Origin of the sequence: Rossellomorea sp. LjRoot5 (assembly GCF_964253455.1) — a bacterium.
Taxonomy (GTDB): Bacteria; Bacillota; Bacilli; order Bacillales; family Bacillaceae_B; genus Rossellomorea.
In genome coordinates, this window is record NZ_CAXUQN020000001.1 from 3,686,781 (window position 1) to 3,711,362 (window position 24,582).

Below are 24,582 nucleotides of genomic sequence, written 5' to 3' on the forward strand. Positions count from 1 at the left end.
TGGAAGCATGGGGACAGTTCTGTTGCTTCGTCTACGACATTGGATTTTCTACCTGTAAGGATTACTAAATCTTTCAAAGTGAAAACCACCTGCTGCCTAAAGCAAGTGGTTTAGTAGTTCGACCAGTAAATGAATTTCGGACTTTTACTGAACTGGTCCCATAAACTCAGTAATAACCAGAATATGTTCCTTCAATTTCACTTTGCTTAAGTTTTCTACTTTTTCATTTCCACCTAACCCTAATAAAGGAGTGTATCCAAAACACTCATCATAGTCAGGGGCCACTGTAGGTTCTAAGCGCATCGGGATAAGGCTGCCACATTAATTCATCATTCATAAAGTCTGAATCTTTTAAGTCATCAAAAAAGAATTCAAACCCGGATGAAACAACATTAACATATCCTTTTCGATAGTTTATTAAATTTACATACTTACCCTTTTCCCATACTATAATATCACCCATCGCTGTTGCAAAAATGGGAATCGCCTGCTCATACCTTAAATAGCTTCTCTCTAAAATATCCAAATAATCGTCTGGATTAATAACTTTTATAAAGCCATTTAGAAAAGTACCATAACCATACCTTTCCCAAGTTTCTATTAATTCTCCAGGAAGTTTAGCCTTGTATTTTAAAATAACATCTTCATCAATTTTTTCATTTTTTATAAAATCGCTAAATATAGTTCTCAATAAATACCCCCTTAGACTATTTAGTTAATTTCTCATTTACATGATTATTCTTTAAGAGCAGACATCATTGGCGGTTTAGGAGATAAAAGAGTAAATTCCTAAATGGTCACAAATGGATATATAGAATTGATGTTTTTGATGAAGAAATTTACTTTGTCAATTCCTTATGACAGATGAAAACCAAGATCACTCACGTAAAACAAAACACCTGTTACCTAGTAGGCAATCAAGTGCTTTATAATAAGCTACATAAGATATTTTGTTTCTATTTTCAATCTCAAAGATCTTCTTCCCATGCTTCTTTTGCGCTCAGTAACCTTTGTGATAAAAACTCATAAAAATTCTTTGCCGTACTGAAATCATCAAGCCCCCCTGTCCTATTCCACACTATTACCGGGCACTCATTATTTTCCATTTCACTCGTATTAAGACAATAAACATATTCTCCAGCATCTTCAATAACTACTAGTTCCTTTTCCATTCCTAACTCTCTATATCTCTTAGTACTCACAACCACAGGAGTTCTATTTGACTTAGCCACTCCTAAAATATCAACACCAAATAGCCCACCAGAACCATAAGTAGTTAAAAACCACTTGAAACTTTTTGGTAATTCCACCCCTAGCTCATTTTCAATTGAATGAATTTGAATTTCATCTACTCCGCCTGTAAAGTCATCTGATTCCTTATGCTCATTAACAAGGTTTGATAATTCCTCTTTATTCACTCCAGGTTCCTCCTTTACAATTCATTTTTATCTATCTGCTTAGCTCTCCATCTCCAATATTTACTTCTAAAATTATCGTATTGCTTTCCTAATATGGGGTCGTTTTTAAAACTCCTACCAAGGTGGCACCATATTCTCCCTATTCATTTTAACAAGCACGAAATATATGGCCGTGCCTCCACTCTTCTATGTTTTTCACATATCTATAAGACTCCAATATCTCCACATCATACACCAAGTCTAATATCTTCTGCCTATTTTTTTACAAAAAAGCACCTGTTGCCTATTAAGGACAATCAAGTGCTTTAGATAATTCTGATTTAAGAGTATTCTATTCAAGTTTATATTTATAAAACTTGAATCTATTCTGTTAACATATTTAGAAATCCTTCGAAGCTACTATTGATCATATATGTTACGGGATTCAAATCTGAAGACTCTTCATGATTCCACACGCAAACTGTAGGCTCTTCACCATTTTTACTGTAGTCTAAGCATACAAAGTCACCTGCAAATAATACAGCTATCGGTAAGAGTTCAGTACCTACTAAATCTTCATCAAACACAATTCTTTCTTCCAATTGTGTTCGAACTACTCCTATGTCGTAATACTCATCTTCTCTTTCCCCAGTTACTTGCAAAGTACATAAAAACCTATCAATCGCATACATGTGGTTATTACACTTAAAACTATCCTTTATAGGAATACCACCATTGTATTTTTTTATAAATTCTTTATATGAATCTGGTAATTTTATTCTCCACTTGCTTTCTTTTTCAAATAATAATGTATCATCCGGCAAGGGATATATAATTGATCCATCCTTGAATTCCATATTTCAATACCTCCTCAAAGTTGTTACCTAGGAGCGTCTGCCCACATTCCTTTTGTTCTTCCTCCATTATGAGGTGTAATATTGTGAATACCAAAGGGAACTAACTCCATTCTACTAGGAACTTCTGTATGATGCCATGTCATTCCTTTTCTTGTACCGCCTATTTGTTCATCCAACCACTTAAACTGTTCTTTGTCCGATAACTTCCAAAACACTTCTGGTAGTTGTACAGTTTCTTCTACAACACCTGCTCTTGCGAAGTCAGCAAATCCGTATCTCATTCCAGCTACTTTTGTAACCTTTATTTCAGGAATGTGCCCTTTTTCTATAGCCATTTCTTTAATCTTTCGTTTTTGAGCAGAAGATAAACTATCTCCACCGGGAATGGTGTCGTCCCATGACCAAGGTTTGTTTAAGTCTACATGTTTTTTATATACTTTTGCGTAGTCTTCAATTACTTCATCAAATTTCTTATTACCACTAATAAAATCATCAATATTTCTTAAATTTGTTTCATTGACTTCCTTACTTTTAACTATACCCTCATTTCCAACCCTTCGACCCTTCTCCTTCCCAAAAACCACCACATGCCCATCCTCATTCAACAACACCTTCCCCATCCTGGAGAAAGCATCGGACTGAGCAACCCTCGAAACCGGACCGGCCACTACCTTTTGATACGTCTTCTCCATCACCGATTTCACTTTCTTCGGATTTAAGACGTTTTTAGTCTTCCTGAATAGCTCTTGAAGATGGCCGGAAAGGGAATTCAGTCCCAGTGCCCTTTTTCCGGTTCGGGAAGAAAGCAGCTGATGCGCGGTGTCTTCCACTTTTCCAAACGTGCTTTTCACACCGTTGTGGATGAAAGATTTGACTTTGGCTGTCGTCATGACGTTGTAGGGAACGTCCGACTTGGAGCTCATTTTACCGCCTTTGCCCATCTTGCTGACTTTGTCTACGCCTTTCGCACCGAAAATGGACGCGGCGATGTAGGTTCCTGCGTAGGAAAAGTACCTAGCCCGGCTTCGTACATCTCCGTTGACGACTTCTTCTTCAAAGGATTGTTTCAGGTCCTTCCATATGTACTTCGCCGTGTCGATGGGGTGAAGGACGGTATGAATGATGCCTTTGAAGAATCCGATGGGATCGGTGAACAGGGCGATGAGCGTGTCGACGAGATCGCTGACGATATCGACGATCGCAAACAGAGCTCCTTCCACGGTCCCAAGAAACTCGGATACTTTATTTTTGGCCATGACCGATGTAAACTCGGATAGTTTGGATAGAAACGATGAGTCTTCCTGGTGAGCCTTCTTCTCTATTATACCAAGCTTTCCTTTTTGAAAAACAGTTTGGAGCCGAGCGATTCGCTGCGTCATCGTGTGGACCTGTTCTTCGAGGGAAGAAAGCGAAGCCGTTTGAGTATGATCGAACTCATGCAGCTTTCGGAGGCTGCGTTCTTTTTCCTCCTGGGCATGGGTCACCTGCTGTAAAAACGACCAGTCCTGGATTCTTGGCACCGATACGATGTCTGATACACTTCTGATGGTGGCATTGGCTTCCACCGTCAGTTCTACCGTTAACTGCCTTGCATGGTGAAGACCTTCCTCCACTTCGTTGTCCAAGAAGCTCTGCCTCATGAACCCGTCAGGCGAAGGCTCCACGTGACCAATAGCCTCCTTCATCTGTCTGATGATGGTTTGATAGTCGGATAAAAACAACTGGTACTGTTCCAGCATGGGAAGGTGCTGACGCCGGTAGAAATCCCGGATCGCATTCCCGCCTTCCCCCTTAAACGCATCATCCAAATTGACCACGTCCTGAACCGCTCTTTCAATCTGCTCTACCTGATCTTTCTGAGAGGACAGGGTTTCCTCTATCTCCTTTATCCCATGTTGAAAGCCGTCAACATCCAGTATTTTCATAGAGTGCCTCCCTTACCGGCTCAAAGTCATGGTAGAAGAAAGAGTACGATCGGTTTCTTCCATGCCTTCTACAGAAAGTTGCGTAGTCACCTGGTTTTCCATCAGAAGCTGTTGATAGCTCTCAAGCATCTTCTGGCATTGCTCATTGAGTTCATTGAGCTTATTGATGACCTCAAGTTCATTCGCCCCGTCAATCTGCCTTGGGTACGTCGTATTCCAAGCGTCAATCGTCTGCCGAAGCTTGGAGAGCGCCCTCTCCGTCTCTGAGTACTTAATCTGGATTTCAGTGTGCATATGGATCGGTCCTTTCTATTCATCTATTACATCCTATAAAATTCCAATTCATAGACTATCGTACCATCGATTCTGTGGTCATTCTATTCTCAACCTAGGTTTTTCTAGAAATAGGAAATAAGTAACAGAAGCACAGGGACGGTTCTGCTGCTTCCATTGACAAAAAAAAGAAGCACGGGAACCGTCCCCGTGCTTCTTTAATAACTTATTATGGATTTTTGTGAATCTTTAGTCTTATTTGATATACTATCTTTATACTAATAAATAGGTGCTCTTTAATCGTTATTTGACTAACGATATGAGTTTACGAATATTTTACGTAGGGGATAGTTATGAACATTGGAGAGAGAATCAAAGAGTTGCGTCAGAAGATCAACATGACACAGGGTGAGCTGGCTAAAGATATTTGCACTCAATCTTTCATCAGCCGATTGGAAGGGGGAAGTGTGTCTCCCTCCGCTGAAACCGTTTATAGACTATCTGAAAGACTGGGAGTTCCCATCTCTGCACTAATCAATCCTGCTTATAATGAGCGATATGACTACTTCAGCGAGGTTTATAAACAATTACGAAATGCCAGGGCGGCAAGAGACTACGATCTGGTACGCAAGTTAATCCAATCCCAAAAGAACAATCCTTTATTTAAAGACATTCGTTATCAAAAGATCTTCACATGGCATGAAAGCCTTTGTGCTTTTTTTATAAAAAATGATCTTGATCAAGCACTAGCCCTGATTAATTCTGCACTGGAAATGTCCTACAGCACCAAAAAGAATCTATCGGAAGAAGACTTAGAAATTCTCATTACCAAATGCAACCTACTAATAGAAGCGAAACGATACAATGAGGCGCAGAAAGAATACCAAACCGTGTTCAGCCACCTTAATCAGAACCTGCCACTATTAAATGATAAAATCGTCATTCGATGCTATTACAACTATGCCTATGTTTTATATCACACAAAAAAGTTTAATGAATCCATCATGTATTGCAATAAGGGAATTACCTATTGTACGGAACATCACTACTTATATGCACTGGGTGATCTCTATTTCATGCTGGGACGAAACTTCATCAAGCTGCATAATAAGGAGTCAGCCATCACTCATCTCCAGTATGCCAAAATGGCTTATCACTTACTGAAAAGCGAAAAGAATATCAATATGACTCAAAGCCTCATCACACAAATGAAAGACGCGTGAGACTCACATGAAAAAAGCATCCTAAGCGGGATGCTTTTACTCGTTCATAGATGCTTTGGTTTTATTTATTTGGTACTCAGATACTTGCACGAGGCCGATTACTGGTGAATCACCTTCGCATTCTTGTAAAGAGATGGATCCAGTTCTTTCCTCAATGCTCTTGCAACTCATGTTCACCCGTTCTTCCCCTTTCCCATCTGTTAGTTCATACGTCAACGATTCTCCATCGAACTTCATTTTATTTAGCGTCACTTGACGATTCGAGAAATTCGAGAGGGTCAGTTCCGATTCCTTATCAGCCTTAACATCCTTTATAAAGGATAATAGTTTATCCAGATTTTCTACTTTTCCCTCTTCATTTACAATCGTGTCCCCATTATCAGTCGCTTCAGCGATGGTGTATTGCTTTTCTTGAGGGGCACTGGAACATCCAGATAGTAAGAGTCCTGTCAGCGTCAATCCTGCTAATACTTTTTTCATTCTTTTACACCCCTTGCCATCGAAATGAACTTATGGTTTGAGTATACACCATGCACCATTCTACCTTATCTTCCACATGGAGGGATTTAAGGGGATTACGGCACTTATTAAGACCGTTTTTTCCTTCGTTCTTTGTTATATATGAGTATAGTAATAATTTAGGAACACGGGGACGGTTCTCCTGCTTCCAATTCATGAAAAAAAAGCACGGGAACCGTCCCCATGCTTCTCTTCTAGTTAGCTGACGATGCAGCCGCTGCTTCATCCGCTTTCACACAATCTATCGCAATGACAAGTGCAATCATAATCGTTTCCATCTCTTCATTTATGACGCTCACCCTGTAGCTGTCGCCCCAACTGAACCACTCCTTACCCACTTCACCAACTACTTTGCCATGCTGTAACACTTGGAAATTCATATCCCACCAGTTACCCTGCACTTCAATGCCTGCCGCGTCAATTGTATAGCGTGCTTTTAAAAAGGATAGCTCCTTCTTAATCGTCAACACCTCTTGACCATTTACCTCCACAAAAAACTTCGGTAAGAAGCTGAACGTCTTCTTCGTAATCAGCGCTACTTCTTCCCTGCTTGCATCCATAATGGAGAAAGTCTTCGGAACCTTCATAAAGCTTCCTTCCACATAATATCGATCCTTCTCCTCATGATCCTTCACCGTGAATTTCCCGCTCAGACTGAATACCTTTTGTTTGATATAAAGCTGTTTCATGATTTCCCTCCCCAACTTAAGGCCTTATATTATCTACGATTGAGTTGGGATCAAGTTCCAATATTTTTACTATTACCCCAAAACAAAAGCCATTCCCTCACAAAAGGAATGGCCCGTACTCTCTCTTATCTCTCACACGCCCAGTCGTCCTTATCCCGGTCATGCTTCCGTGCATAAGCAGGATGATCGGATGGGACTCCATTCGGATAGATTTTCTCAGTTCGGTACAGTTTTGATAGTACTCTTGTTCTTGATCAGCTGCCGGTTCTTCCGTTGTGGCACTGGAGCCGGATTTAGGTGTGGCGGCTGTCGTTGTTTTCTTTTCTTCCTTTAGATCCAGATCCCCTTTAGTCGTTCCATTTTCACCGTATGCCCAGAGGCCCGTTCCATTCTCCCTTGCTTCCCTGGCGAATTTCACGAAGTACTCGCTGTATTTCACATCCGGGTTGTAAGTGGACGGCTCTGCATATCCGTTTAATACGAGGTCCGCATTGAACATTTTCGTCCGGATCTCTTCTTCGTCCATGTCATCCTTAGGAATCTCAAGCCAGATAAGACGCAGTGAACGATTGTATCGGTTCGTTTCGGACACATCTTTTTGGAGCCAAACCGTCTTGCCTTCTAACTTTTCCGTCGTATAGTTACTTGCTTCTTTCCCGTATTCTTCTGTTCTCGTAGTGGACTCGGGGGTGTTGACGCCTATGAACCGGACTTTTCTTCCATCCTTCAATTCGACTGTATCGCCATCTACCACTCGGGAAACCAGCACTTCTTCCAATCCGAATGTGTCGGCAAGCTCCTGCTGCTCTTTCTCAGCTTCCGCTTTTTCCTTTACCTCCGTCTCTTCTTCTTCCTTGGCTTTCTTCTCTTCTGCCGCCTTCTTTTCTTCCTCTGCCTTCGACTGTTGATCGGCTTCTTTCTCAGCCTGCGCAGTAGTTTCTTTATCCACATCTTTTGATGGATCTGCACAGCCCCCAAGGATGATTCCCAGAATTCCGACCGTCATCAACCAGCCCGAGAACTCCCTTTTGCCTTTGCTCTTTTGAGAAGTATGGTATAAGCTAAATGCCACGATCAATAGTCCAATCCATGCTACAGGCGTTATCATCGCCAGAAGTTGAGTGACAATGATGCCAATAGTAGCCAAGCCCCCACGAGATCCCTTCATTTCAGCACCTCATTCTATTTTTTCGTTCAAACCCTGACCGACCGCAACATTTTTAACAGATTAGTATATTAATTGTATTATAAAATGGCTTATTTATCAGATAATATCGCAATTCAGCAGAGATTTTTCTTGTACAAGCAGAAAAAAAGAAACCAAAATAGGGCAGTCCCCAAACTTTCAGGCAGATCCCTTAAACGTATCTTTTCATCTCCCAAGACGAATCATTTTATTATGTAGTTTTCTTTTCATCCATGTTAAGAAAAACAGGTCTGTCCGCCTACAAAAATGGATAGAATCCACTGAATCTTTCTCACTTATTGAAAAATTCGAATAAAAATGGGCTTTTGTCCCAGGAATGAGTCCCCTCCTCTTCCTCCCTCTATTTACATTCATTTACAACACGTTAAAAGTGGACTCCTATAATATGAACTGTTCGATTCAATAGATTCATGAAGGGAGTCATCCACATGACGAATGAGAGATCAATGGAAAATTGGATTCAAAAGCTGAATGAAGAGACCTTATATAAAGGGGTCGACCGCCGCAACTTCCTTCAAGGGGCGGGGAAAGTCGCAGGCATTTCCCTGGAGATGGCGATTGCTCAATCGATGGGCGGTTTGTCTGTCTCGGCAGAAGAAGCCGGATTTCAGGATTTCCCTTTTTCACTTGGGGTAGCTTCCGGTGACCCGCTCCCGGATGGTGTCGTATTATGGACACGTTTAGCCACAGACCCGCTTAATGGCGGGGGCATGCCTGACCGAAAGATTCCAGTGAAGTGGGAAATCGCGAAAGATGAACATTTCCGACATATCGTCCAGCGTGGGACGGAAGTGGCAAGTCCGTCCCTCGCTCACTCGGTTCATGCAGAGGTGGGGAACCTGGAAGCAGGAACGGTGTACTATTACCGATTCAAAGTCGGAAAGGATTTCAGCCCGATCGGAAGGACGAAAACCCTTCCTGCCCTGAATGCAGACGTCTCAAGTCTGTCCTTTGCCTTTGCTTCCTGCCAGCAATATGAGCACGGCTATTATACGGCTTATAAGCATATGGCCAAAGAAGATCTTGATCTCGTTTTCCATCTTGGAGACTATATTTATGAATACGGCCCGAATGAGTATGTAGCTAAATCAGGAAATGTACGAGACCATAAAGGTCCTGAAATCCGCACGTTGGAGGACTACCGCAACCGCCATGCCCAATACCGGACGGATGCGGACCTGCAGGCTGCCCATGCGGCTTTTCCATGGGTGGTGACATGGGATGACCATGAAGTGGAAAACAACTATGCCGACATGATTCCTGAAAAAGGCCAGTCTGTGGAAGAGTTCGTGAGGAGGCGTGCCGCAGCCTACCAGGCTTACTACGAGCATATGCCGTTAAGGAGATCTTCCATGCCTCATGGAGTGGACATGCAGCTTTACCGTCAGTTCTCATACGGGAACTTGGCCAATTTCATGGTGCTCGATTCCCGTCAGTACCGTTCCGATCAGGCAAATGGAGATAAAAGCTCTCCCCAGACGGAAGAATCCCTGGATCCTTCACGCACCTTGTTGGGCCGCGAACAGGAACAATGGGTTCTTGATCATCTCGGCAACTCCAGCAGCACATGGAATGTACTGGCCCAGCAAATCTTTTTTGCCAAAAGAAATTATGGTCCAAGTCCTGACCGGCCTTTATACAGTATGGATGGATGGGATGGTTACACCCCTGCAAGGGAACGCATCACGGCATTTGCCCGTCAGAAAAACATGGATAACCTGATTGTCCTGACAGGTGATGTACATGCGAACTGGGCATCCAATATCCTGGCAGACTTTGACGAACCGTCTTCCCGCATGCTTGGAGCAGAGTTTATCGGCACATCAATCACATCAGGCGGGGATGGCGCAGACAAGCGCTCTGACACGGACCGCATTCTTGCCCAGAACGAACATATTAAATTCTTCAACGATTATCGCGGATATGTCCGCTGCCATGTCACGCCGACCCAGTGGAAAGCCGATTATCGTGTCGTTCCATTCGTCTCGAGTCCAGGTGCAGATATTTCTACCAGAGCTTCCTTCGTGTACGAAAAAAATGCAGAAGGACTGAAGGAAGTGTCAACATCAACCGTTCCAGAAGGGAAACCTCTGTCTTCTGAGGTAGAAGAGGATCGTCATGAAGCGCATGCCCGCGCCCATAAAAAACAAGCCCAAAAAGGCAAACATATGCAAATGAATTAGCACCAAGGAGGCAGATGCCATGAAAGATCGCAACCAACAGGTGATCGGACACTTGGAAGAGCTGAGGAGCCGTGCTATTAAAACCGTACTCGCCTTTATCGGTTTCCTGATAGTGGGTCTCTCTTTTATGAAGCCGATATACGGATGGCTGATCAGGGATATAGACATGAAGCTCGCGATCCTCGGACCGAGTGACATTTTATGGGTGTACTTGATGATCGCATCTGTCTTCTCAGTCGCAGCGACCATCCCAATCGCTGCCTATCAGATTTGGCGATTTGTCTCTCCGGCTCTGAGTGAAGCAGAAAAAAAAGTCACGTTACGGTTCATACCCGCCTTGTTCTTTTTGTTCATTTTCGGCATTGGATTTGGCTACTTTCTTCTTTTTCCGATCGTCCTGAACTTCTTAACCACCCTGTCAGCCGATCAATTTGAAACGATGTTCACAGCGGAGAAATACTTCCGATTCATGTTACACCTGACCCTGCCTTTTGGATTGTTATTCGAAATGCCTTTAGTCATCGTCTTTCTGACGGTACTTGGCATTTTGGATCCTTCCAAATTGAAAAAATCAAGAAGGATCGCCTATTTCCTGCTGATTGTCATTTCCGTGGTGATTACACCGCCGGATTTCCTTTCCGATGTATTGGTCATCCTGCCGCTCCTCCTTTTATATGAAATCAGCATCACCTGCTCAACCATGGCTTATAAGAAAAAGGCTTCCCCTTCTACGGAGTCAAATGCAGGTCAAGAGAATGTTGCTCTATAAAGGAAGAGACTTGAATGAACACAGCATGAACAGAAGAGACTTATTGAATGTACGCGGAATCGGCAGCACATCCATTAAACCGACAGGAGGAGAAACCTATGCTTACAAATATCGGAATCCCGGGATTAATTCTCGTACTGGTAATCGCACTGATAATCTTTGGCCCGTCAAAACTTCCGGAAATCGGACGGGCATTCGGAACGACCTTAAAGGAATTCAAAAGTGCTACGAGTGATTTAGTCAATGGAAATGACCAAGAAAAGAGTACCTCAAGAGACGAAGGTCAACGACTGACAGCTGTGGAAAAAGACAAACAGCATACAGGCAGCTGATCAGCCACATTAAAAACCGCCCAGAGCTTTCTTAGCCTGGGCGGTTTTCGATGTTAGATATCCATTTCTCTAACCGTGACCGTTCTCCTCTTTCTCTTTCAAATAGTTTTCATATACCTCCCTTGCCTTATCGGCTCTTGGCATTTCTTTCATTATTCTTTTATGTATATCACTTATCAGATAAAGCCCCTGAACAAACAACCTGCAATGATACCGAAAGCAAGGCTTCCGCCTATCCAAGGCCCTAATATAAACAAGATCAAACCTAGAATACTGGCTAAAAAAATCGATAATAGTAAGTACAAACGAATAGATCCCCCTTCTCTCCAATGATTTGTTCGTCTAGGATTGTGATCAAGAGGGACAGGTCCCGTGACCCAAAACCAAAAAAAAAAACAGTCACCCCATAAAAGAATAACTGTCTCTTGATCTCCTACATGCTATCCCCACGATGCTTCACTCTATAAAGAAGCGAAGCAAAAAGATTAGCCAGAAAAAACAACGGGTTCCCCTGCATATTCCCATGAAGGCTCAGTTCACCGGCATTCATGGCATCATACATATCCCCCTGTTTCTTTCCTTTTAACCAGTTCTTCTCCTCTTCAGCTTTTAAAGCGATCAAGAAGCGATATTGCATAGGTAAGATCAACAGGGAAATCAACACATATATCCCGATAACAGCTAGAAAGATATACCATTCCATTTTGACTGCCTCCTTAAGTACGTCACTGTTTTTATTCCTTATATATGTATACGTTTAACTGAATTGGAAAGTTTCGTTAATGGAAGTCTTTTGTCAGGTGGATAATTTGAGTATGATAGATAGAGAGTTGCTTAGAAAAGGAGATTCATATGTATGTGTATGTAGATTACATAACTGATATCATCAAACTATTCATCATCGTGGTCCTCTCCACCCAATTTGCATATGGATGCACCATTCTTTTATTGGAAAGAACCATGTTGGATTACTACGATTTGGCCGTTTACCGCCCTGCAACCACGATCTTTCAAAAAATCACGAACGCCTTCCAAAAGGGCATGTTCGGCTCCGGATACTACATTTACACGAAAATCGGAAAGTACAACTGGTTTGTCCGAAAGATCCTATTTATCCTTGCGCTGTTTGTTCAAGGAGTTCTCTCGATTATCGTCTACACTTTCCTTTCCATGATAAAAGAACTTATTGTTTAAGGAGCACAGGGACGGTTCTCCCGCTTCCAACCAACAAAAAAAAGAAGCAAGAGAACCGTCCCCTTGCTTCCATCAACCTTTACTTCAAACTCTCCGCAAGCTCCGTAAATATTACCCCAAGCGCATAAGCACCTGCATCCGGATGTCCAAGGCTTCGTTCCCCAACCGTACCGGCACGACCCATCCGGGCAACGATACCCTTGGTTTTCTCGGCTCCTTCTACAGCGGCCGCTGCTCCTTTTTCAAACGCGGTCTTGAAGTCAGCTCCGTTTGACGCACTTTCCGACCAGGAGTCCGCGCAAGGAACGAGTGCATCCACGAGGGTTTTGTCCCCGACTTCTGCTCCTCTGCCGAAGGATCGTTCGCCTGTATCCTGGATTCCCTTCACGGCCGCTTGCAGCATGTCCGCAAATTCTCCCACGGTCAGTTCCTTTCGATCCTCTGCCGCTTTCCCTGCCGCACGGAACGCAGATCCCCAGATCGGACCGGAAGCACCTCCGCAGTATTCCATGATGACCATGGAACTTGCATCCAGGAAGCTGCCGATGGTGAGATTTTCTTGATCCAGGATGTCTTTCCACTCCCGCTTCAATTGCTTGAAGCCTTTGGAGACGCTCATCCCGAAATCACCGTCTCCGGCATGTGAATCCAATTCACAGAATGGTACTTCATTCTTGATGATGATGTCGCTCATTTTGTCCACAAGATATATCATGTTTTCGAGTGTCGCTCTATCAATTTTAATCACAGCATGTTCTTCCGGCGTTTCCACTTCGAAGGAGACTGGTTTCGTTTCCTCATCTTCTTCGAGATCGATGTACTCCACACCCGGGACCGGCCCGTCCACTCTGAACGCAGGCGCAGTGCTTTCACTTGAGAGCAATGTTTTCAACTCTTCATCAAGCTTCATCACGGTCAGGGAAACGCCTGCCATGTCAATGCTCGTCATGTAGTTACCGACAAAGGCACGGTTAATGGACACCTTTTTCCCGGCCAAAATCCGGGTAACGGAATTGTTGAAAAGGTAGAGTTCCTGTAGCGGCGTGCCTCCAAAGCCGTTTACAAGGACCGCAATCTCGGAAGAATCCCCATCTTCCATCTTCAAATCCTTCAGAAGGTCATTTACCATACGATCTGCCAGTTCGTCAGCGGACGCGGTTTTTTCCCGTCTTGTCCCCGGCTCTCCGTGAATTCCGACACCATATTCGATTTCGTCGTCAGCCAATTTGAACGTCGGAGATCCACTGGCTGGGACCGTACAGGATGTCAGGGCGAATCCGATGCTGCGGACATTCTCAGCGGCTTTTTCCGCCACAGCTTTCACTTCCAGCAAGTCCCTTCCTTCTTCAGCTGCCGCTCCCGCAATTTTATGTACCAACACGGTTCCCGCGACACCACGGCGTCCCACTGTATAAAGACTGTCTTCCACCGCAATATCATCATCCACTTTGACGTATTCCACAGGGATGCCATCCTCTGAAGCCATGTGAGCCGCATTTTTAAAATTCATGATATCCCCGCTGTAATTCTTAATGACCAAGAGGGCTCCCTTTTTACCGGCCGTCGCCTTGATCGCCTGATATACCTGAATTTGAGAAGGCGATGCAAACACGTCACCGCACACAGCAGCATCGAGCATCCCTTTCCCAACGAGTCCCGCATGGGCAGGCTCATGTCCGTTTCCTCCGCCGCTGATCAACGTTACCTTCTCTTCATTCAAATCCTTTTTCTTCATCACCTTATACTTCTTCATAAACTCAAGCTCCGGATGAGCCATGGCCATCCCATTGCACATCTCCACGACCAAATCCTCAGGTTCATTCATGACTTTCTTCATTCATAACTCCTCCTTCAGTTTTGTGATTGCTCAAATTATCTCACTCACCACGTTAAAACGAAAGTAAGAAGCATGGGGACGGTTCTGATGCTTCTTCTTGATGTGAAAATGAGCACTGTCACCATTGATCTTATGATAAAATGACATTATCAGAATTTTACAATTAATATTATGGTGTGGTTCCCATATTGGTTTCATTTTGATTTAGAATGCGTAATGCATTGGGGAAAGGAGGAACAAACACATGATAGAGACTTCAATCCACCAAAGAATTGAGTCGATTTGGAGAGCGGAATCAGCTAAAGTAGTCGCATCACTTACTCGGATCGTGAAGGATATAAGCATTGCTGAAGATCTTGCTCAAGACACACTGATCATAGCACTTGAGCGTTGGTCAGTCTCTGATATTCCGGAAAACCCTGGTGCATGGCTGATGACTGTGGCTAAACGAAAAGCCATAGACATGCTTCGCAGAAAAAAACGGCTGGATCAAAAATATGAACAAATGGCTTACTCGATGAATACTCAGTACGATTATGACTTGGCTGATGAAATGGATGAAGAAATTAAGGACGATGTACTGAAGCTGATTTTTATGACATGTCATCCGGTGTTATCAAAAAACGCCCGTGTAGCCCTTACCCTAAGACTGGTTGGGGGACTGACAACAGAAGAAATCGCAAACGCGTTTCTTGTACATGAACCGACGATTGCCCAGCGAGTGGTGAGGGCAAAACGAAAACTTGTAGAAGCCAATGTTTCTTTCGAGGTTCCTAAGAAGGCTGAGTATGCAGAAAGGATTTCTTCCGTTTTGGAAGTGATCTATCTTATGTTCAACGAGGGATATTCGGCTTCTACAGGTAAACATTTGATTCGAATGAATCTATGTAACGAAGCATTAAGAATGGGAAGAGCTTTAGCAGAACTCATTCGTCTGGAACCGGAAGTTCATGGTCTTGTTGCGCTAATGGAAATACAAGCATCCCGATTTAAAGCCCGAACAAATACGGAAGGTGAAATGATTTTGCTATTGGATCAAAACCGCTCGTTGTGGAGTCAGGAACACATCGACCGGGGTTTTGCTTCACTAAAAAAAGTAGAAGACCTTGGAGGCACAATTGGATTGTATGCATTGCAAGCTGCTATAGCTGCTTGTCATGCAGAAGCCGACTCACCAGAAAAAACCAATTGGGAGCGAATTTCAACTCTTTATCGTGCGCTTTCACATATTGCTCCTTCTCCCATCGTTGAACTGAATCGGGCGGTTGCCATTTCAATGGCCTATGGACCAATTGCAGGCTTGGAAATTGTCGATTCTTTACTGAAGGAACCAGCGTTGAAGAATTATCATTTACTTCCAAGCACCAAGGGAAATTTCCTCCTAAAGCTAGGAAGAAAAAAAGAAGCATATAAAGAATTCCAGCGTGCTGCTTCGTTAACCCAAAATGTACAAGAACAGAAATTTCTATTAAAACAGGCTGAAGATTGTATGAAATAAAAAATTAATTATTCGTTATGTCGATTTACCGACTTGCTGATCGTTGTATGAATAGATACAAAAAATTCGAGTGACCTAGGAGAGATGACGATGATATTTTTATGTATGGGCTATTTCAACTCTGAAAAAATGGATGCACGTCCAAGTGCGGAAATAGAGGCTGTGATGGAGGAATGCCAGCCGCACACGGAGAAATTTTACGAAAGTGGGAAGGTGCTGCTTGATGCAGGTCTGGAGTCAGAAATCAAGAACTTGCGCCGTGTGGATGGAAAGGTCATGGTTACAGATGGGCCGTTTACAGAATCGAAAGAGCTGATTGGCAGCATATTCATTTTTGAAGCAGAAAACATGGATGAGGCGATCCAACTTGCTTCTATTCATCCGACCACGCAATTGAATATAGGAGAAGAATTTGGGTGGCGAATCGAGATCCGTCCAGTTCATTTTTTTAAGAATGATAAGTGAGTTAGCCATAATGTTTTTCACACTATTTTTAAGGAGTGGATGATATGACAAATAGAGCGGGATTGGTTCAGGACGTTCTTGAAACGTACAAACGCGCCGTCTACGAAAGCGATGTTGAAAAATTCCTATCTATCTATTCGGCAGACGTACATATTTATGACTGCTGGGGAAACTGGGAGTGTAAGGGTCTTTCTTTATGGAAAGATAGTGTAACAGAGTGGTTTAATGGTTTGAAGGAAGACCACTATGTACTACAAGTGGATATCAATGATTTAGTTATTGAGGAAAATACGAATATAGCATACGTGCACTGTGCAGTAACTTACTCTGCTTTCAGGGGGAATTCCGAAGAGAAAGATCGTCAAATGACCAACCGTTTCACATTTGGCTTAAAAAAAGAGAACGAAGCTTGGCTAATCACACACGAACATTCTTCATTGCCAATCGATATGCAAACGGGAAAAGGTATCTTCAACCCAAAATAATAGAATTGGTAGAGAAAAATAGTGCATTTCTTCAAGAAGGAGAAGTGCTTTTTTTATTAAATGTATGAAAGAGGAGAAATGAACATGAATGACCTTAAATTGATCGAAACATACAAAAGCTTCCTACAAACCTATTCGTTGGAGCAACTCAGGTATGTACCTGAGCAAGGGGTCTGGTCTATCGGTCAAATGTATGACCATCTACTTGTCGTGGCACATGAGTATCTGGACAGTGTTGAAGCTTGTGCGCTGGCTGCTGGAGAGCAAACACAGGGGAAAACAGAGTTTGGGGAATACTTATTTAACATTGGTGGATTCCCGCCAATTAAAATCCAGTTACCGCCCGAACTTAATGCTGCCCCGGACAATACAAAAACGAAAGAGGATATTATACGAGAGCTCGATCAACTAATGAAACGAATGACAGAATTGAAAGTGAAAGCAGATGAAATCCACCCAAACTACAAACAGAAGCATGGAGGCTTTGGATGGTTGAATGCCCAGGAATGGTTTGACCTCGTCGGAATGCATTTTCGTCACCATCTGCGGCAGAAGTATGAGTTAGATGAAGCATGGGGACGGTTCTGATGCTTCTTCTGAATAAAAAAGGAAGCAAGAGAACCGTCCCCTTGCTTCCTGCGGGTATGGATCAATGAATGATGAATCCACTAAAGACCATAAAGAGGTTAATGATGAAATGCCATAGAATCGATGGGATGACACTTTCACTTCTATTCCTCACAACCGCAAAGAAAAAGCCTCCTATAGAAAAACTGATGGCAGCAGCAAATGGAATGCCTATGGCAATATGATGAAGGCCAAACGCAAGACTTGTCAGGATAAGGGCATAAAGCATTGATACTTGTTCCGAGAGTATCTGAAAGAACGCTCCCCTCCAGAGTAACTCTTCCAGAAAAGCATTCACCACGGAAAAAGCCAACGCAAAAACAAGTAAGTCCTTCATTCTTTCCCAGTCACCAAATATGAATAGAAGGATGGTGAATACCACCATATTTCCAAGTACTGAAAGCTGAAAGAATCGTTTGATCTTAATGGAGTGGAAACCATGTGTGATAAAAGGGAAATAGATGGGATTATCCCACTTGGGCTTTTTCAGGTTCAGCGAGAACGGCTTTCTACATACGATGGCTGTTACGACAATACTGATAATGATGAGGCTTAATAAGAGACGATCCATTAACACAATCAGCATAAGATCATCCGTATGGTGACGAAAAAGACCGCTTAAGAGAACGTAAACATAAAAGCTTACTAGAAAGGCAGACAGAATCATCATAAGATATCGCATTTCCTTTTGTAAAAAAGCGAGAACACAGAAAATGACCGTTATGATCAATACCCATTGTGCACTAATACCATATGAAACTAATACGATTCCAAGTAAGTAAAGAACCCCGATGATAATATGGATCATACACATATTCGTGTTTTTCATGTTATCTCCTATCAATGAGTGGCTACATTTGTCATAAGACCGTAAAGTTTTGGTTTGTCGATTTTCCCCCCGAGATTAAACGGCATCTCTTTCAAGAATGTAACGTATTCGGGAATCTTGTGCGCCGGCAGTGTGAGCAATAGCTTTGTTTTTAAATACTCTTTCATTTCCAGCTCGTCAAATGGTTGATGACTTTCTTTTAAAACGACAAATGCTGCGGGGACCTGTCCCCATTTATCATCTTGAACGGGAAGGACGGCCACTTCTTGAACCTCTTTGATTTCCAGCATGCTATTTTCCAGCTCAGAAGGGTAGAAATAAAATCCGCCCCGATTGATGACCTCATTTTTCCTGCCAACAATAAATAGATATCCATCTTCATCTAAATAGCCCACATCTCCAGTACGGATGTATCCATCGACAAAGGAATACGCTGTTACATCCTTTTCAAATTTGTATTCTTTCATGGCATACTTGGACTTTACACAGATTTCTCCAGGAACCAATGGTGCTGCCTTTCCCTTTGTTTCATCCATTATGATTACATCGACGAAAAATTCCGGTTTTCCAGAAGATCGATTTTTCATTTTCCATTCTGATTTACTGATGGATGATATCGCACCTATTTCACTTGTTCCATAAAAATCAATGATGTCACATCTTGGAAAGTGGGATGCCATGCGCTCTTTTAAACCATCTGGCAAAGCTCTGCCGGTTGTCATCACTTCTTTCAAAGAATGCGGTGCTTCTTTAGACTCTGACTCCATATAGTTTACCAATTCATATAAATCCGTCGGCCCGGAAGTCATCTGCTTTACCAGATTTGCAGTTAGTAATTGATAGATGGTGCCTGGATCGTCTGAACGGCTGACCACCAGTGTATCTCCCTGAAGAATCGTGTTATAGGCCAAAGTCAAGTGAGAACGGAAGAACATGGGACGCACCAGTAAATGAACTGAAAACTTCTTCTTTAAAAAATCAGGAAGTACCGTGGGATTCAACGATTTCTTTAAGAGTGAAATTCCTTTCGGTTTCCCTGTTGATCCTGATGTAAAAAAGATCATTTCACTTTCATCATCATAGTGCTCGAACAAATGTGAGGCCGTAGTGACATTTCTATCCATGAAACCGATCGTAAGGTTTTCAACAAAGTGGGTCTTATTTCCCAAACCAGTGAAAGTACTTTGGAAATACAACTCTGTTATGACATATTTGACGTCATATTTACCACAAATGTCCTTAACATCTTTTTGAAAGAGCTGATAGTTCATCGGCATGATCGTGGCATCCAATTTCTCCAATGCCACTATGACGGCAAGGAACCGGCTGCTGTTTTTCATACAAACCATCACTCGATCATTCTTTTGAATCCCCATCTGGAGAAATGTCAATGCCCAATTCGTGCTGAGGATTTCAAGTTCTCCATAAGTCAGAGAAATATCATCATCTACTAATGCCAACCGATCCGGATGAAATCTGGCGAACGTTTTGATGCTTTTTATAATCGTCATTTTTTATCCCCTACTTAATTCATATATCTGGTCTTCGGCCAGCTTAAATGCCTGTTCACTCTTCTTTAAATCTCCCAGTTGTAAATAGGTATAGCTGATGAGTTTATAAATATCAGGATCTTTTAATCCATGATTCACGCAGTACTCAAGTTCTGCAACTCCTTTTTCTAAACTCCCTCCGAATTCTTGAGGGATTTTAATCAAGCGGGTACCGGTCAATCTTTTCACAATGAGGGACTCGGCTTCGAGTTCCACACATCTCTGTACAGCCATTTCAAATTTAGGGAGCAGTTTTACTTTGAGCAAGGCATTGCTTTCTTCCATCTTGGATCCCAATGTAATCGCAATCCACGCGTGTGCCTCGGGATCATCCGGATCCAGGCAGGTCGCATCCTCGAAGTGCTCCAATGCCTCATCCAGATGATCCAGATTGAGTTCGTCGATCCCTTTTTTCAGAATCCCCGAAACGTCTGTCTGTTGATGATACTTGAAAAATCCCGACATACTTTTGAAATTCCCTTTGTCCTTTTGCACCTCTTCCTCGTGTGTTTCCTCTTTTATTTCTTCATCAAGACAGTTCCGGATGATTTCATCAATCAGTAATTCGTTCGGATTCACGAACCGGATGGACGGATGTTCAAATGAGATGAGTGGTAATTCTGTACAGGCAAGGACAATGGCTTCTGTATCACAATCTAATACTCTTTTACAAACAGTATTAATATACTCTTTCGACGATTCCTTCGCGATACCTTCTTGTAATTCCTCTGAGATGATCCGATCTATTTCTTCCTGTTCTTGAAGCGTCGGCTGGACCAGCTCTATTCCGTATTGACTCAATTTCTTCTCATATAATCCAAACTGCATGGTTACAAAGGTTCCGAGTACAGTCACCTTTTTAAACTGCTCATCCCGGCATTGATTAACGGTCAAGTCCACAATATCCAATAGAGGCAGAGGGAGTCGGTCCCTGATACTTTCTACGGCATAATGAGTCGTATTGGCCGTTAGTGCAGCGACGGAAGCACCTGCATTTTTTAAAGAGGTAAGGGAAGTCATGAGTACCTCTCCTGTTTTGCTCAGGTCTGAGTTGCTGAATTGATTAATGGGCATGGTGTGGAGGGTTACTTCCGGGTGTGTTCCGAACTTTTTCAAGCATTTAATGATCAAGTCTTGATAACAAAGGGCAGCTCCAACTGCTGAAACCCCTACTAATCCGACGTGCTTCATTTTTATCAATTTAGGTTCCTCCTCTTATGGTTGCATAGGATCCGGGGAGATTTCCAAACGTTCACCGGAAAGGCTGCCCCATCATTTTACAAACAATTCCACCTTCGGCTCAGAAGGTAAGGCTATGTTATTCAGGATGGCAGGATTGAAATATTCCAATAAATGAATACCTGGCCGCCCGTTCTGCTCAAAGCTGATTTCATACTCTTTAAAAGGGACTTTTTCACTCACCTCAAATATCAAGTGAGACGTGTTACCGTGAAGATCAACAATTTCCGGACAATACTTCCAACCATATTCCAGAATTCTCCTGGTCGAAATGATATCCATATTCTTTATGCTTTTTCCTATCCCTTCCGTTTTTCCGCTGACTTTGTTACCCAGCTCGTTCGGAATGAATTCCGGATAGATTTTTGCAAAGTTATGAGAGAGAATGAACTTGGAATCTTTGGTGATGATATGGGATTCACGGTATATGTACGGCGTCAACCTGCCGTTGTCTGCATTCACCTGTCCCGCTGTTTGATTCTCCACTTTCAACTCAAGATCTTCGCCAGCCAACACTTCCAGGATATCGGTGGTTCTTCCATTAGACGTTAAAAGAAGTTTATAGATTACGTCTTTATACACATCAGCTAAATGATTCATGGTCTCCTCCTTCTTCATCCCATTTCTAATCATCAAATCGTAAACGCCAAACCGCTATGAGGATAAACGCGATTCCAAATAGGAACAAAACAAGCATATTTAACCATACATCAGTGAATCCCATCCCCCTCACTAGAAGGCTTTGGTATCCAGTCAGTGCCCATGCATGTGGGGTGAATAAAGCTATTTTCTGCATAATGTCAGGCATGATGAATAACGGGACCATCGTCCCCCCTAATGCCGCCAATGTTAATACAATCATCATGGAAACACCGACAATCTGCGTCTCAGACCTGACCAAAGAGGCAATTAACATTCCGACCGCCGTGCTTGCCCATGCCAAACATATTGAAATTCCAATTAGTCCAAGGATGGAATTTCCAAGTGACATACCAAACACGAAATGCCCAATGGCAAACATGACAAAGCATTGCATGAGACTGATAAGGAAGTTGGGAATCATTTTCCCAATGAATAAATTCCATTTGCCTATGGGGGCAGATAGAATCCTTCTGAACGTTCCTTCTTTTCTTTCAGTCAAAAAAGAACGTCCTGCAAACATGACAATAAAGAAAACAAACATCACTGTATAACCTGGAACGTTCTGCTGAAATGAGTCAGGCTTATCGGCATTCTGTCTAACGCCCAGATTCTCATCTACCGTAATTAATGGTTCTCCCACAGAGTCATTTGCCTGTTCCAGTAATGATGCCCTCATGGATTCTACATTCGTATTCTGGTCTTCCACTTCAACGGGCTCGATCTCGATCGGTTGACTGGCAGGAACACTCTGTACAAGTGTATTGAGCTCTGTCGTCAATTCATCGATTTTCCCTTCATATACTTCCGTTAACTCTGTAATTCGATCATCCACTACTTCATTTACTTCCGTAATTTGATTGTCAACCATCTTCTCAATGGTAAACTGAGCGGAGTATGTACTTGAAACACCATCTAACGCTTTGACCAAGACTGAACTTGTATTATATTGAGCAGGATCGATGTAGCTTTCCAGGATTACTTTCTCGTTTTCTTTCACTTTCTTTCCGAATTGGTCCGGGATGACAACCGCCATCGGATAGGAATCTCCTAGTATTAATTCCTCGGCGTCCTCTTCACGGAATTTTTTTCCATCTTTTTTCATTTCGACGGTCAATCCATCAACATCTTGGAGGCTTTCTATAAACCCCTTCGACTCTGCCGTTTTATCTAGGTCGATGAGAGCGATGGATATAGTGGAATCAGACCCTCCATTATAAACAGGCATTAATGCAAAGCTCATCACACTGATGAACATAATAGGTAGAAGGAACAGGACGACGATGGCTGCCTTGTCCTTAAAAATCAGTTTTAAGTCTTTTTTTACAATCGGTAGAAACTTCACGTTCTCCTCCTCCAGTTAATCTGAAATTTTACTATTCTCTTAACTCTTTTCCGGTTAAATGGAGAAAAAGTGTCTCTAGGGTAGGTGGCATTGTATTGACGGAACTGACCTTTATACCCTTTGAATTCAGAGAGCCCATTATGACTTCAAGAGCTTCCTGTGCGTCTGTCACCAGGAAAGACAGCTTATCTTTCGTCTGAATACATTCAATGACACAGTCATCCTGTACTACGAGGGACTGTACCTCTTCCCTTACCATATCCCCGTCTATATGAAGCTCCAATATCCCCCCGTGAAGCTGCTTTAACAATTCTTCTGTGGTACCATGCTCAATTATTTGACCATCATCCAGAATGGCAATCGTATCGCAAAGGACGGCTGCTTCCTCCATATAGTGGGTGGTATATATGATGGTTTTCTTCTCTTGTTTCAGTAACTCGATCAACTCATAGATCTTATTTCTTGATTGGGGGTCGATCCCTACAGTAGGCTCATCCATAAAGACGATCCGTGGATCATGGAGAAGAGCTGCCGCAATGTTGATCCTTCGCTTCATGCCTCCTGAATAATTCTTGACCGGTTCTGACGCACGATCCTCCAACCCAACCATCTGCAGTATCCAATTGACTCTCTCTTTCAATTCCTTCCGTTTCAAACCATATAAAGCACCGAAAAATGTAAGGTTGTCAACGGCATTCAATTCCGGGTAGAGGGCAATGTCCTGGGGGACAATCCCGATCAGCTTTTTGATTTCCTTTACATTTTTATCCAGGTTCATTCCGGCGATCATCACATTCCCTGAAGTCACCGGCAATTGAGCACTCAACATTGAAATCAACGTTGTTTTCCCGGCTCCATTTGGTCCTAGTAAACCGAATACCTTTCCCTCATCGATGGACACATCTATTCCCTTTATGACCTGATGATTTCCATAGTTCTTCTCAATATCCGCTACTTCAATGATGGCCATTGCCCACTCTCCTACTAACGAATTCCAGTTCTTTCTGAATCAATACATCCCCCGGTTTTATCTCGATCCCTCTTTCAAATGCTTCTCTTGCATTTACGTAATCTTTTACTTGTATATAGGTAAGTCCGAGACCATAGTAAAGATCAGAGTCCGTAACACCTCTTTCTATACAAAAGAGGAATTCACCGATCGCTTTCTTGGGGTTCCCCCCGAATTCTTTCGGGGTCTTCAACAACCTGAACGCATTGACTCTTCTTGCAACAGTGGATTCGGGATCCAATTTGAGAGCCATGGAGATGGTCTTCTCAAATTGTGGGAGATATTTGACTTTATCCATGAATCCCCCTTTTTCCATCAGTTTTCCATAGACTGCAGCTAAAAAGGCGTACGCTTCCCCATTATCAGGTTCTTCTTGTATTGCAGATTGAAAATACTTTTTGGATGCTGCCATATCTTCTGCAAGGAAACTTTTCTTCCCTTTGGTTATCCAATCGGCTGCTTTCATGTTTCTTCACCACCTATGATTGATA

General features: G+C 42.7%; 26 protein-coding genes and 1 pseudogene. 9 read left to right on the forward strand and 18 right to left on the reverse strand.

The window, feature by feature from the left end; genetic code table 11:
• Nucleotides 1–144: 144 nt before the first annotated feature.
• From ACSQ2E_RS18870 to ACSQ2E_RS18895, 6 genes and pseudogenes are all read right to left on the reverse strand, one after another.
• A pseudogene (locus ACSQ2E_RS18870) lies at nt 145–691 on the reverse strand (T6SS immunity protein Tdi1 domain-containing protein).
• Between the two features lie 277 nt (nt 692–968).
• A complete protein-coding gene (locus ACSQ2E_RS18875) occupies nt 969–1,418 on the reverse strand; it encodes an SMI1/KNR4 family protein (RefSeq protein ID WP_435993085.1) in 450 nt (149 codons plus the stop codon).
• 14 nt (nt 1,419–1,432) lie between these two features.
• Nucleotides 1,433–1,561 (reverse strand): HNH/ENDO VII family nuclease, encoded by a 129-nt coding sequence (locus ACSQ2E_RS18880; protein WP_435994645.1) that lies wholly within the window; start codon nt 1,559–1,561, stop codon nt 1,433–1,435.
• Between the two features lie 219 nt (nt 1,562–1,780).
• Nucleotides 1,781–2,254: an SMI1/KNR4 family protein gene (locus ACSQ2E_RS18885; protein ID WP_324746981.1), complete on the reverse strand. Its 474-nt coding sequence runs from the start codon at nt 2,252–2,254 to the stop codon at nt 1,781–1,783.
• Between the two features lie 23 nt (nt 2,255–2,277).
• Complete coding sequence (locus tag ACSQ2E_RS18890) at nt 2,278–4,179, reverse strand: T7SS effector LXG polymorphic toxin (protein WP_435993087.1); 1,902 nt, start codon at nt 4,177–4,179, stop codon at nt 2,278–2,280.
• Between the two features lie 12 nt (nt 4,180–4,191).
• Nucleotides 4,192–4,473, reverse strand: coding sequence for a YwqI/YxiC family protein (locus tag ACSQ2E_RS18895; protein WP_435993089.1), 282 nt, complete (start codon nt 4,471–4,473; stop codon nt 4,192–4,194).
• 332 nt (nt 4,474–4,805) lie between these two features.
• Between ACSQ2E_RS18895 and ACSQ2E_RS18900 the strand changes: the two genes are divergently transcribed.
• The gene (locus ACSQ2E_RS18900) at nt 4,806–5,675 is read left to right on the forward strand and encodes a helix-turn-helix domain-containing protein (RefSeq protein WP_435993091.1); all 870 of its coding nucleotides are present in this window, start codon (nt 4,806–4,808) and stop codon (nt 5,673–5,675) included.
• 36 nt (nt 5,676–5,711) lie between these two features.
• Here ACSQ2E_RS18900 and ACSQ2E_RS18905 read toward each other — a convergent pair whose 3' ends face one another.
• The 3 genes from ACSQ2E_RS18905 to ACSQ2E_RS18915 form a co-directional block, all read right to left on the reverse strand.
• Nucleotides 5,712–6,155: a hypothetical protein gene (locus ACSQ2E_RS18905; protein ID WP_435993093.1), complete on the reverse strand. Its 444-nt coding sequence runs from the start codon at nt 6,153–6,155 to the stop codon at nt 5,712–5,714.
• A gap of 233 nt (nt 6,156–6,388) precedes the next feature.
• A complete protein-coding gene (locus tag ACSQ2E_RS18910; RefSeq protein ID WP_435993095.1) occupies nt 6,389–6,883 on the reverse strand; it encodes an LURP-one-related/scramblase family protein in 495 nt (164 codons plus the stop codon).
• 97 nt (nt 6,884–6,980) lie between these two features.
• Nucleotides 6,981–8,051, reverse strand: coding sequence for a thermonuclease family protein (locus tag ACSQ2E_RS18915; protein ID WP_435993097.1), 1,071 nt, complete (start codon nt 8,049–8,051; stop codon nt 6,981–6,983).
• Between the two features lie 467 nt (nt 8,052–8,518).
• On the opposite strand from ACSQ2E_RS18915, the gene ACSQ2E_RS18920 reads away from it, so the two are divergent.
• The 3 genes from ACSQ2E_RS18920 to ACSQ2E_RS18930 all read left to right on the forward strand — a co-directional run bounded on the left by ACSQ2E_RS18920 (nt 8,519) and on the right by ACSQ2E_RS18930 (nt 11,374).
• Nucleotides 8,519–10,273, forward strand: a complete 1,755-nt coding sequence (locus tag ACSQ2E_RS18920; protein ID WP_435993099.1) for an alkaline phosphatase D family protein — start codon at nt 8,519–8,521, stop codon at nt 10,271–10,273.
• 19 nt (nt 10,274–10,292) lie between these two features.
• Nucleotides 10,293–11,042, forward strand: coding sequence for a twin-arginine translocase subunit TatC (gene tatC, locus ACSQ2E_RS18925; RefSeq protein WP_435993101.1), 750 nt, complete (start codon nt 10,293–10,295; stop codon nt 11,040–11,042).
• 98 nt (nt 11,043–11,140) lie between these two features.
• A complete protein-coding gene (locus ACSQ2E_RS18930; protein WP_206856063.1) occupies nt 11,141–11,374 on the forward strand; it encodes a twin-arginine translocase TatA/TatE family subunit in 234 nt (77 codons plus the stop codon).
• A gap of 433 nt (nt 11,375–11,807) precedes the next feature.
• Here the strand turns inward: ACSQ2E_RS18930 and ACSQ2E_RS18935 are convergent, their stop codons facing one another.
• On the reverse strand, nt 11,808–12,077 hold the full coding sequence (locus ACSQ2E_RS18935; RefSeq protein ID WP_435993104.1) for a DUF3949 domain-containing protein: 270 nt from the start codon (nt 12,075–12,077) through the stop codon (nt 11,808–11,810).
• Nucleotides 12,078–12,226: 149 nt separating this feature from the next.
• Between ACSQ2E_RS18935 and ACSQ2E_RS18940 the strand changes: the two genes are divergently transcribed.
• On the forward strand, nt 12,227–12,568 hold the full coding sequence (locus tag ACSQ2E_RS18940; RefSeq protein ID WP_435993106.1) for a hypothetical protein: 342 nt from the start codon (nt 12,227–12,229) through the stop codon (nt 12,566–12,568).
• A 79-nt stretch (nt 12,569–12,647) separates the two neighbouring features.
• Here the strand turns inward: ACSQ2E_RS18940 and dhaK are convergent, their stop codons facing one another.
• Nucleotides 12,648–14,405, reverse strand: coding sequence for a dihydroxyacetone kinase subunit DhaK (gene dhaK / locus ACSQ2E_RS18945; protein WP_435993108.1), 1,758 nt, complete (start codon nt 14,403–14,405; stop codon nt 12,648–12,650).
• 244 nt (nt 14,406–14,649) lie between these two features.
• Between dhaK and ACSQ2E_RS18950 the strand changes: the two genes are divergently transcribed.
• From ACSQ2E_RS18950 to ACSQ2E_RS18965, 4 genes are all read left to right on the forward strand, one after another.
• On the forward strand, nt 14,650–15,903 hold the full coding sequence (locus ACSQ2E_RS18950; protein ID WP_435993110.1) for an RNA polymerase sigma factor: 1,254 nt from the start codon (nt 14,650–14,652) through the stop codon (nt 15,901–15,903).
• A gap of 90 nt (nt 15,904–15,993) precedes the next feature.
• Complete coding sequence (locus ACSQ2E_RS18955; protein WP_435993112.1) at nt 15,994–16,368, forward strand: YciI family protein; 375 nt, start codon at nt 15,994–15,996, stop codon at nt 16,366–16,368.
• A gap of 44 nt (nt 16,369–16,412) precedes the next feature.
• On the forward strand, nt 16,413–16,853 hold the full coding sequence (locus tag ACSQ2E_RS18960; RefSeq protein ID WP_435993114.1) for a YybH family protein: 441 nt from the start codon (nt 16,413–16,415) through the stop codon (nt 16,851–16,853).
• A gap of 84 nt (nt 16,854–16,937) precedes the next feature.
• A complete protein-coding gene (locus ACSQ2E_RS18965; protein WP_435993116.1) occupies nt 16,938–17,441 on the forward strand; it encodes a DinB family protein in 504 nt (167 codons plus the stop codon).
• A 61-nt stretch (nt 17,442–17,502) separates the two neighbouring features.
• On the opposite strand, the gene ACSQ2E_RS18970 is transcribed toward ACSQ2E_RS18965, so the two are convergent.
• The 7 genes from ACSQ2E_RS18970 to ACSQ2E_RS19000 all read right to left on the reverse strand — a co-directional run bounded on the left by ACSQ2E_RS18970 (nt 17,503) and on the right by ACSQ2E_RS19000 (nt 24,557).
• The gene (locus tag ACSQ2E_RS18970; RefSeq protein ID WP_435993118.1) at nt 17,503–18,309 is read right to left on the reverse strand and encodes a CPBP family intramembrane glutamic endopeptidase; all 807 of its coding nucleotides are present in this window, start codon (nt 18,307–18,309) and stop codon (nt 17,503–17,505) included.
• Between the two features lie 11 nt (nt 18,310–18,320).
• Nucleotides 18,321–19,820, reverse strand: a complete 1,500-nt coding sequence (locus ACSQ2E_RS18975) for a class I adenylate-forming enzyme family protein (RefSeq protein ID WP_435993120.1) — start codon at nt 19,818–19,820, stop codon at nt 18,321–18,323.
• Nucleotides 19,821–19,823: 3 nt separating this feature from the next.
• Entirely contained in the window at nt 19,824–21,050 is a 1,227-nt protein-coding gene (locus ACSQ2E_RS18980; RefSeq protein ID WP_435994647.1) for an amino acid racemase, read from the reverse strand.
• 81 nt (nt 21,051–21,131) lie between these two features.
• Nucleotides 21,132–21,698 (reverse strand): hypothetical protein, encoded by a 567-nt coding sequence (locus ACSQ2E_RS18985; protein ID WP_435993122.1) that lies wholly within the window; start codon nt 21,696–21,698, stop codon nt 21,132–21,134.
• 25 nt (nt 21,699–21,723) lie between these two features.
• Nucleotides 21,724–23,082, reverse strand: coding sequence for an ABC transporter permease (locus tag ACSQ2E_RS18990; protein ID WP_435993124.1), 1,359 nt, complete (start codon nt 23,080–23,082; stop codon nt 21,724–21,726).
• Nucleotides 23,083–23,113: 31 nt separating this feature from the next.
• The gene (locus tag ACSQ2E_RS18995; RefSeq protein ID WP_435993126.1) at nt 23,114–24,052 is read right to left on the reverse strand and encodes an ABC transporter ATP-binding protein; all 939 of its coding nucleotides are present in this window, start codon (nt 24,050–24,052) and stop codon (nt 23,114–23,116) included.
• Nucleotides 24,039–24,557, reverse strand: coding sequence for a tetratricopeptide repeat protein (locus tag ACSQ2E_RS19000; protein WP_435993128.1), 519 nt, complete (start codon nt 24,555–24,557; stop codon nt 24,039–24,041). The genes ACSQ2E_RS18995 and ACSQ2E_RS19000 overlap by 14 nt, the downstream gene beginning before the upstream one ends.
• Nucleotides 24,558–24,582 lie beyond the last annotated feature (25 nt).